The sequence below is a fragment of the Streptomyces sp. NPDC087310 genome, from assembly GCF_044744405.1.
Classification (GTDB): domain Bacteria; phylum Actinomycetota; class Actinomycetes; order Streptomycetales; family Streptomycetaceae; genus Streptomyces.
Genome location: NZ_JBIUYF010000010.1, coordinates 22,571 through 31,414 on the forward strand (window position 1 = coordinate 22,571; position 8,844 = coordinate 31,414).

Below are 8,844 nucleotides of genomic sequence, written 5' to 3' on the forward strand. Positions count from 1 at the left end.
CGCGAGGCCCGGACGTCTGGGCGTCCGGTTCGGTCGAGCCGGACGCACTGTCGGCAGGTGTTCGGACTGGAGGGCGCGACAAAGCGCGCCACAGCACACCGTTGCGGGACAGTTCCGGATTTACACCGGATTCCCCTGCGTCGACAGCGAGGTCGAGCATACATCTGGGGGGCGCGCGGTGCGCCACCCCCCAGATGTTGTGTCGTACGTCGCCGCGGTACGAGATCAGCGGCGGCCCGGCGAGCGCCCGGCGAGCACTCCGCGAGCACTCCGTGAGCGTTCAGCAACCGCTCAACAACCGCTCAGCAGCAGCGGAATCCCTCGCGCGGGTCGGCCTCACGGGCGTCCGTGCGGCTGCGTTCGAAGGCGCGGCGGGTCATGACCTGGCCGGCCGGGTCACCGGCGGTGGCGTGGGCCACGTAACGCTCGTACGCCGATTCGCCGGTGAACTCCCGCACGTACCAGCGGACCCGCCGGGCCACCTGCCGTACCCGCTCCACCCGGCTCCCACTCCGACTCCGGGCCTGGCTCCGGAGCCAGGTCATGCCGGGCCCGTCCCCGCCGGGACGCTCTCCCGCGCCGTGGCCTCGGCGGCGGCCAGCTCCGCCTTCTCCTCCTTGGTGGGGATCATGCCGGCCGGGGCGACGATCCTGGACTCGGTGTACGGGGCCTCCACCAGCCGGACGGACTCCGGGTCGCGGATCGCCTTGAAGCAGACCCGTCCCGCGTCCGCGATGACCACGAGGATGAGGACCGCGAAGAGGGCCGAGAGCACCCCGTCCACCGTGGAGTTGGTGACGACGGTGTGCATGTCGTCCATGGTCTTGGCCGGGGCCAGCACCTCGCCCCGGTCGATGGCCGACTGGTACACGTCGCGCTGGGTGAAGAAGCCCACCCTCGGGTCGCCCGAGAAGATCTTCTGCCAGCTCGCGGTGAGGGTGACGGCCGCGTCCCAGGCCAGCGGCACGGCTGTCACCCAGGCCCACTTCAGACGGCCGGACTTGACCAGCAGCGTGGTGCAGACGGCGAGCGCCACGGCCGCCAGGAGCTGGTTGGCGATGCCGAAGAGCGGGAAGAGCTGGTTGATGCCGCCCAGCGGGTCATGGACGCCGACCCAGAGGAAGTAGCCCCAGCCGCCGACCACGACCGCGCTGGCGAACCAGACGCCCGGCTTCCAGCTCACCTGGCGCATCGGCTTGTACACGTTGCCGAGCATGTCCTGGAGCATGAAGCGCCCGACACGGGTCCCCGCGTCGACCGTGGTGAGGATGAACAGCGCCTCGAACATGATCGCGAAGTGGTACCAGAACGCCTTCATGGCGGTGCCGCCGACGACGGACGAGAAGATCTCCGCCATACCGAGGGCGAAGGTCGGCGCGCCACCGGTGCGCGACAGCAGACTGGTCTCCTCGACGTCCTTCGCCGCCTGGGCGAGCTGGTCGGGCGAGATGGTGAAACCGAGGTTGGCGACCGCCTGCGACGCGGACTCGACCGTACCGCCCATCACACCGGCCGGGGAGTTGACCGCGAAGTACAGGCCCGGGTCGATGATGCAGGCGGCGATCAGCGCCATGATCGCGACGAACGACTCGGTCAGCATCGCGCCGTAACCGATCATCCGGATCTGGGTCTCCTTCTGGACCATCTTCGGCGTCGTGCCCGAGGAGATCAGGGAGTGGAAGCCCGAGAGCGCGCCGCACGCGATGGTGATGAAGACGAACGGGAACATGGACCCGGCGAAGACCGGACCGTCACCGCGGCTCGCGAACTCGGTGACGGCGTCCATCTTCAGCGTCGGGAGCGCGATCGCCACGCCCAGCGCCAGCAGCACGATCGTGCCGACCTTCATGAAGGTCGACAGGTAGTCGCGCGGCGCCAGCAGCATCCACACCGGGAGTACGGAGGCGAGGAAGCCGTACGCGATCATCCAGATGACCAGGGTGCCGGCTTCCAGCGTGAAGGTGTCGGCGAGCGAGGACTCGGCGACCCAGCCGCCCGCCACGATGGCGAGCAGCAGCAGCGCCACCCCGATGAGCGAGACCTCGGTGACCCGACCGGGGCGCAGCACCCGCAGGTACACGCCCATGAAGAGGGCGATCGGGATGGTCATGGCGATGGAGAAGACGCCCCACGGCGAGTGCGCCAGCGCGTTGACGATGACCAGTGCCAGCACGGCCAGCAGGATGATCATGATCATGAAGACGGCGATCAGCGCGGCGGCGCCGCCGAAGGGGCCGATCTCGTCCCGGGCGATCTGGCCGAGGGAACGGCCGTCGCGGCGGGTGGAGAAGAACAGCGTCACCATGTCCTGGACGGCGCCGGCGAAGATGACGCCCGCGACGATCCAGATGGTGCCGGGCAGATACCCCATCTGCGCGGCGAGTACGGGGCCGACCAGGGGCCCGGCGCCCGCGATGGCCGCGAAGTGGTGGCCGAACAGCACGCGCCGGTCGGTGGGGTGGAAGTCGACCCCGTTGTCGAGCCGTTCGGCCGGGGTGGCCCGGGTCTTGTCGACCTTGAGGACCCGGTTCGCGATGAAACGGGAGTAGAAGCGGTAGGCGATCGCGTACGAACCGAGGGCGGCGGCCAGCATCCAGGCGGCAGAGACCTCCTCGCCCCGGGAGAGGGCGAGCACCGCCCAGCCCGCCGCGCCCACCAGGGCGACCAGTGCCCAGACGAGGATGGATCTCGGGGTGAGACCACGTATGGATTTCGGCCGGTCGTCCGTCGACGGCGCCTCGGTCGGTGCGGGCTCTGGCATGGCGAGTCGTCCCCTCACTGGTCACCTGCTTAATGCGCAGGAAATCTAGGGGACCATCCCGGGACACGCCACCACCAGCCCATATCCCGGTACGTTACGTGCCCGCGCCCGGTGGGTTTATGCGGGGGTGGCGGGTTTTCGTCACGGGTTCCGGACCGGGCCCCCGGCCCGGTCCTACGTCACGGGCGCGGGCGTTGGAGGCGCGCCACGAACTTGTAGCGGTCGCCGCGGTAGACCGACCGTACCCACTCCACCGGTTCGCCGGCCGCGTCCAGCGAGTGGCGCGACAGCATCAGCATCGGCAGGCCCACGTCCGTACCGAGCAGCCCGGCCTCGCGCGGGTTGGCGAGGGACGTCTCGATCGTCTCCTCGGCCTCGGCGAGATGGACGTCGTACACCTCCGCCAACGCCGTGTAGAGGGACGTGTACTTGACGAGTGAGCGGCGCAGCGCGGGGAAGCGCTTCGCCGAGAGGTGCGTGGTCTCGATGGCCATCGGCTCGCCGCTCGCCAGCCGCAGCCGCTCGATCCGCAGTACGCGTCCGCCGGCGGTGATGTCGAGGAGTCCCGCGAGGGTGTCGTCGGCCGTGACGTAGCCGATGTCGAGGAGTTGGGAGGTCGGTTCGAGGCCCTGGGCGCGCATGTCCTCGGTGTACGAGGTGAGCTGGAGGGCCTGGGAGACCTTGGGCTTGGCGACGAAGGTGCCCTTGCCCTGGATGCGTTCGAGCCGGCCCTCGACGACCAGTTCCTGGAGCGCCTGGCGCACGGTCGTCCGCGAGGTGTCGAACTCGGCGGCCAGGGTGCGCTCCGGGGGTACGGGTGTCCCGGGCGGCAGCGTCTCCGTCATGTCGAGCAAGTGCCGCTTCAAGCGGTAGTACTTGGGTACGCGGGCCGTACGGGTGGCGGGTCCGCCCTCGGTCTCCGTACCGACCCCGTCCGTGGCCATGGCCTGCCTTCCCGACTCCTGCGCTGCTGCCGTCACCGGCTCCTCCGTCTGTCGCGGCTCACATGGTGGCACGGTCCTGCCACGAGGCGTCGCCCTCGCTCAGGTGTCGGTCCGATAACGGACACGACTGCCCTTCTTATACACCCTTGACACCCCTAAAGGTCTAGGCCAAGCTCCCCCCTACTGGTCTAAACCATTAATTGGACCAGGGGGGGTTGCAGTGTCCCTGAGGAGGGTGGCGTGAAGCGCAAGCTCATCGCGGCGGTCGGCGTCGCAGGCATGGTGATCGGCCTCGCGGCCTGTGGTTCCGACGACCCGAAGGGCGGGGCGGCCGGGGGAGATTCCGCGAAGGAACTCACCGTCTGGCTGACGGTGGACGCCCAGAACAACTGGCCGGAGCTGGTCAAGGCCGCGGACGCCGCCGTGGTCAAGAAGCACCCGGGCATCAAGATCAAGCACGAGTACTACGGCTGGCCCGACAAGAACACCAAGCTCGACGCCGTGCTCGCCACCGACAAGGCCCCCGACGTCGTCGAGATGGGCAACACGGAGATGCTGGGCTACACGGTGAAGGGCGCCTTCGCCGAGCTCGACCCCGCGAAGTTCGACAACGCGGACACCTGGCTCGACGGCCTCAAGTCGTCGGTGACGTACAACGGCAAGACCTACGGCGTGCCGTACTACGCCGGTGGCCGCGTCGCCAACTGGCGCAAGGACGTCGCCAAGGAGGCCGGGGTCACCGCCGTACCGAAGACGTACGCCGAACTGACCGCCGGACTCGACAAGATCCAGGCGAAGAAGGGCGACAAGTTCAGCGCCTGGTACCAGCCCTCGCGCGACTGGTACGCGGCCATGTCCTTCGTGTACGACGCCGGCGGCTCCATAGCCGAGGACAGCGGCGGCACGTTCAAGGCGAACCTCTCCTCGCCCGAGTCCCTCAAGGGGCTGACGGAGTACAAGAAGGTCCTCGACGCGTACATGCACGCGGACAAGACCAAGGACGAGTCCGACCGTTACATCGTGTACGGCCAGGGCCAGTCCGGCATGATCTTCGGAGCCGCCTGGGAGGGCGCCACCGCCGAGGACCCGAAGAGCGACAAGACCGGCAAGCTCAAGGGCAACCTGGAGAACTTCGTGATGCCGGGTCCGTCCGGCTCCAACATGCCTGTCTTCCTGGGCGGTTCCGACCTGGCCGTACCGGTCAAGTCGAAGGCGCAGGCCACCGCCGCCGAGTGGATCAACGCCTTCACCGGCGCCCAGGGCCAGAAGGGCCTGATGGGCAAGGGCAACCTGCCGAACAACAAGACCGACCTCGCGACGCTGAAGAGCGACCCGGCGACCGCGGTCCCGGCGACGGCGGCCGAGTCGAGCTGGTTCGTGCCGATGGCGCCGGGCTGGGGCCAGGTCGAGAAGGCCCAGGTGCTCCAGAAGATGCTGCAGTCCATCGCCACCGGGAAGCAGCCGGTGGCGGAGGCCGCGAAGGAGGCGGACGCCGCCATCGACAAGGTCATCAACACCAAGTGACCTGAGGGCGGGGGCTCCCGTCCGGCACGATCCGCCGCTGTCCGGGCGATCTGCCGGACGGGAGCCCCCGCCCGGCCCGCTGAGGAGCGCGCGATGAGTGCCAGTGCCAGTGCCCCTACGAGTACCGGTGGCAGTGCCATGGAGATGACGACGACCCCGACGACGGCCGGTGAACCTCCGGTACGGCGCGACCCGCCGGGGAGCGCCGGGCCAGGGAAGAGACCCGGCAAGGGCCGGAGCCAAGGCGCCGGCGGGGGCTCCGTACCCTGGCTGCTCCTCGCGCCCTGCCTGGCCGTGCTCGCGCTGGTGCTCGGCTACCCGCTGACGCGGCTGGTCACCCTCTCCTTCCAGAAGTTCGGGCAGCCCCAGCTCTGGGGGTTCCAGGCCCCGGAGTCCGCGGGCCTCGACAACTTCACCGCGATCCTCGGCGACGGGGAGTTCTGGGCGGTCGTCCTCCGTACGATCGTCTTCGCGGCCGGAGCCGTCATCCTCACCATGGTGCTCGGCATGCTCATCGCCCTGCTCCAGCAGCGCGTCTCCGGCTGGGTGAAGGCCCTGATCAACATCGCCCTGGTGGCGAGCTGGGGCATGCCGATCCTGGTCGCCGTCACCATCTTCAAGTGGATGTTCGACACCGATTACGGCGTCCTCAACTGGGTGCTGTCCCGGATCCCCGGCGTCGACCTCATCGGCCACAACTGGTTCGCCAGCGGCCCGCAGGGCCTCGCCGTGATCATGCTGCTGGTGGTCTGGGGCGCCGTACCGTTCGTCGCCATCACCCTCACCGCCGGGCTCACCCAGGTACCCGCGGAGCTGGAGGAGGCCGCGCGGCTCGACGGGGCGGGCGCCTGGGGCGTCTTCCGCCATGTCACCGTACCGATCCTCAAGCCCGTCATCGTGATGCTCGCGACGCTCTCGGTGATCTGGGACATGGGCGTCTTCCCGCAGGTGTTCGTGATGCGCAACGGCCACCCCGAGGCGGAGTTCCAGCTCCTCACCACCTACTCGTACGACAAGGCGTTCGTCGTCAACGACTACTCCCAGGGGTCCGCGATCGCGCTGCTCACGGTCCTGCTCCTGCTCGGTGTGATCGCGGTCTACATGCGCCAGATGCTCAAGATCGGAGAGGTGGAGTGAGCGCTTCGGCCCCGGCCACCATGACGGCGGGTGGAGCCCGTGAGGGAACCCCCCGGCAGACGGCCCCCAGCAAGAGCAAGAGCAAGGTCAAGGGCAGGAGCAAGGCCGGCTGGAACGTGCTCGGCGTGCTCGTCTTCGTCGTCCTCGGCTTCCCCGTCTACTGGATGCTGAACACGGCGTTCAAACCGGCCGGCGACGCCATCGACCCCGACCCGCACTTCTTCCCCCGTACGTTCACCCTGGACAACTTCCGCCGGGCGCTGGACATCGCCGACTTCTGGGGGCCGGTCGGGCGCTCCCTGCTCGTCTCGTCCGTCGTGGTCGTCATCGGCGTCGCGGTCGGGCTGCTCGCCGCGCTCGCCATCTCCCGGTTCGCGTTCCGGGGCCGCAAGGTCGTGATCGTCGGGATCCTCGCCGTACAGATGGTCCCGCTGGTCGCCATGATCATCCCGGTCTTCCTGCTGCTGAACGACCTCGGCCAGTACGACAAGCTCTCCGGCCTGGTCATCACGTACCTCACCTTCATCCTCCCCTTCACGGTGTGGACCCTGCGCGGCTTCATCGTCAACATCCCGAAGGAGCTGGAGGAGGCGGCGATGGTCGACGGATGCAGCCGCACCGGCGCCTTCATCCGGGTGGTCTTCCCGCTGCTCGCACCCGGCATGGTCGCCACCTCGGTGTACGGCTTCATCCAGGCATGGAACGAGTACCTGTACGCGCTCATGCTGATGAGCCAGCAGAACCAGACCGCGACCGTCTGGCTCTCCAACTTCTCCACCAAACACGGAACCGAGTTCGCCCCGATGATGGCGGGCTCCACGATGATGGCCGTGCCCATCGTGATTCTGTTCCTGCTCGTCCAGCGCAAGATGGCGGCGGGTCTCACAGCCGGCGCAGTGAAGGGTTAGAGCGACCGATGACCACAACCATGTCCCGTGCGGACACCCTCACCCGTGACGCCCTCGCCGTCCTCCAGCCGGGCTTCGCCGGCACCACGGCGCCGGAGTGGCTGCTGCGGGCGATCGGCGCCGGCCTCACCTCGGTCGGGCTGTTCGGCCGTAACATCGCCACCCCCGAACAACTCACCGCGCTCACCCGACGGCTGCGGGAGGAGCGGGACGACCTCCTCGTCGCGATCGACGAGGAGGGCGGCGACGTCACCCGCCTCGAAGTGCGGCAGGGCTCGTCCTTCCCCGGCAACCACGCGCTCGGGGCCGTCGACGACACCGACCTCACCCGCGACGTCGCCCACGAGCTCGGCCGGCGGCTCGCCGCGTGCGGGGTCAACCTCAACTGGGCGCCCTCCGCCGACGTCAACTCCAACCCGGACAATCCGGTCATCGGGGTACGGTCCTTCGGCGCCGACCCGGAACTGGTGGCCCGGCACACCGCCGCGTACGTCGAGGGGCTCCAGTCCGCCGGGGTCGCCGCCTGCGTCAAGCACTTCCCGGGCCACGGCGACACGGCCGTCGACTCGCACCACGCGCTGCCCCGCATCGACGTGGACCTCGACACACTGCACGCCCGCGACCTGCTGCCCTTCCGCGCGGCCGTCGCGGCGGGTTCCCAATCGGTCATGAGCGCGCATATCCTGCTCCCCGCGCTCGACCTCGAACGCCCGGCGACCTTGAGCCCGCGGATCCTGACCGGACTGCTGCGCGAGGAACTGGGCTTCCAGGGCCCGATCATCACCGACGGCATAGAGATGCAGGCCATCGCCGAGGTGTACGGGATCGAGCGCGGCTCCGTCCTCGCGATCGCGGCGGGCGCCGACGCCATCTGCGTCGGCGGCGGCCTGGCGGACGAGGGCACCGTACTGCGACTGCGGGACGCCTTGGTGGCCGCGGTACACAGCGGTGAACTGCCCGAGGAGCGACTGGCCGACGCGGCCGCGCGGGTGCGCGGACTCGCCGACTGGACCCGTCGGGCCAGGACGGCTTCGGGGCCGGGCGCGGCCACACAGGAGGGGACCGCGCCCGGCCCCGCGATCGGCCTGCTGGCGGCGCGCCGGGCACTGCGCGTCACAGGCGCGGCCGCCCCGCTCACCCGGGCCCCGTACGTCGCGACCCTCACCCCGGTGGCCAACATCGCGGTCGGCGAGGAAACCCCCTGGGGCCCGGCGGCGGAACTCTCCCGCCTCCTCCCGGGCACGCAGACGGCCACGTACGGAAACGCGCCGTCCCCGGACGCCCTGGCGACCCGCATCCTCACGGGGGCGGGCGACCGCACCCCGGTAGCGGTGGTCCGCGACGCCCACCGCCACCCCTGGATGTCGGCCACCCTGGACGCCCTGCTCACGGCCCGCCCGGACACGGTGGTGGTCGAGATGGGCCTCAACGAAGCCCCACCGAGGGGAGCCCTCCACATCGCCACCCACGGCGCGGCCCGCGTCTGCGCCGAGGCGGCGGCGGAGGTCATCGCGGGGCGGGGGTGAGGGGGACTCAGAAGTGCGGCGGGGTCCGGGGCTCAGCCCCGGAC

7 protein-coding genes and 1 riboswitch are annotated in these 8,844 nt (G+C 69.7%); of the genes, 4 read left to right on the forward strand and 3 right to left on the reverse strand.

Features of this window, described 5'->3' with window-relative positions; all coding sequences use genetic code 11:
* Positions 1 to 34 precede the first annotated feature (34 nt).
* Positions 35 to 177: riboswitch (cobalamin riboswitch) on the reverse strand.
* A gap of 125 nt (positions 178 to 302) precedes the next feature.
* The 3 genes from ACIO3P_RS33185 to ACIO3P_RS33195 all read right to left on the reverse strand — a co-directional run bounded on the left by ACIO3P_RS33185 (position 303) and on the right by ACIO3P_RS33195 (position 3,705).
* Entirely contained in the window at positions 303 to 545 is a 243-nt protein-coding gene (locus tag ACIO3P_RS33185; protein ID WP_329829313.1) for a YbdD/YjiX family protein, read from the reverse strand.
* Positions 542 to 2,761 carry a carbon starvation CstA family protein gene (locus tag ACIO3P_RS33190; RefSeq protein WP_401851252.1) on the reverse strand — a complete coding sequence of 740 codons (2,220 nt, stop codon included), beginning with the start codon at positions 2,759 to 2,761 and terminating at the stop codon, positions 542 to 544. The genes ACIO3P_RS33185 and ACIO3P_RS33190 overlap by 4 nt, the downstream gene beginning before the upstream one ends.
* Before the next feature lie 179 nt (positions 2,762 to 2,940).
* On the reverse strand, positions 2,941 to 3,705 hold the full coding sequence (locus ACIO3P_RS33195) for a GntR family transcriptional regulator (protein ID WP_329829689.1): 765 nt from the start codon (positions 3,703 to 3,705) through the stop codon (positions 2,941 to 2,943).
* Positions 3,706 to 3,945: 240 nt separating this feature from the next.
* Here ACIO3P_RS33195 and ACIO3P_RS33200 point away from each other — a divergent pair, with 240 nt between their 5' ends.
* From ACIO3P_RS33200 to ACIO3P_RS33215, 4 genes are all read left to right on the forward strand, one after another.
* Positions 3,946 to 5,229: an extracellular solute-binding protein gene (locus ACIO3P_RS33200; protein ID WP_329829316.1), complete on the forward strand. Its 1,284-nt coding sequence runs from the start codon at positions 3,946 to 3,948 to the stop codon at positions 5,227 to 5,229.
* A 144-nt stretch (positions 5,230 to 5,373) separates the two neighbouring features.
* Positions 5,374 to 6,366: a carbohydrate ABC transporter permease gene (locus ACIO3P_RS33205; protein WP_401851250.1), complete on the forward strand. Its 993-nt coding sequence runs from the start codon at positions 5,374 to 5,376 to the stop codon at positions 6,364 to 6,366.
* Positions 6,363 to 7,274 (forward strand): carbohydrate ABC transporter permease, encoded by a 912-nt coding sequence (locus tag ACIO3P_RS33210; protein ID WP_401851248.1) that lies wholly within the window; start codon positions 6,363 to 6,365, stop codon positions 7,272 to 7,274. The genes ACIO3P_RS33205 and ACIO3P_RS33210 overlap by 4 nt, the downstream gene beginning before the upstream one ends.
* 8 nt (positions 7,275 to 7,282) lie before the next feature.
* Positions 7,283 to 8,800: a glycoside hydrolase family 3 protein gene (locus ACIO3P_RS33215; protein ID WP_401851246.1), complete on the forward strand. Its 1,518-nt coding sequence runs from the start codon at positions 7,283 to 7,285 to the stop codon at positions 8,798 to 8,800.
* Positions 8,801 to 8,844: the final 44 nt, after the last annotated feature.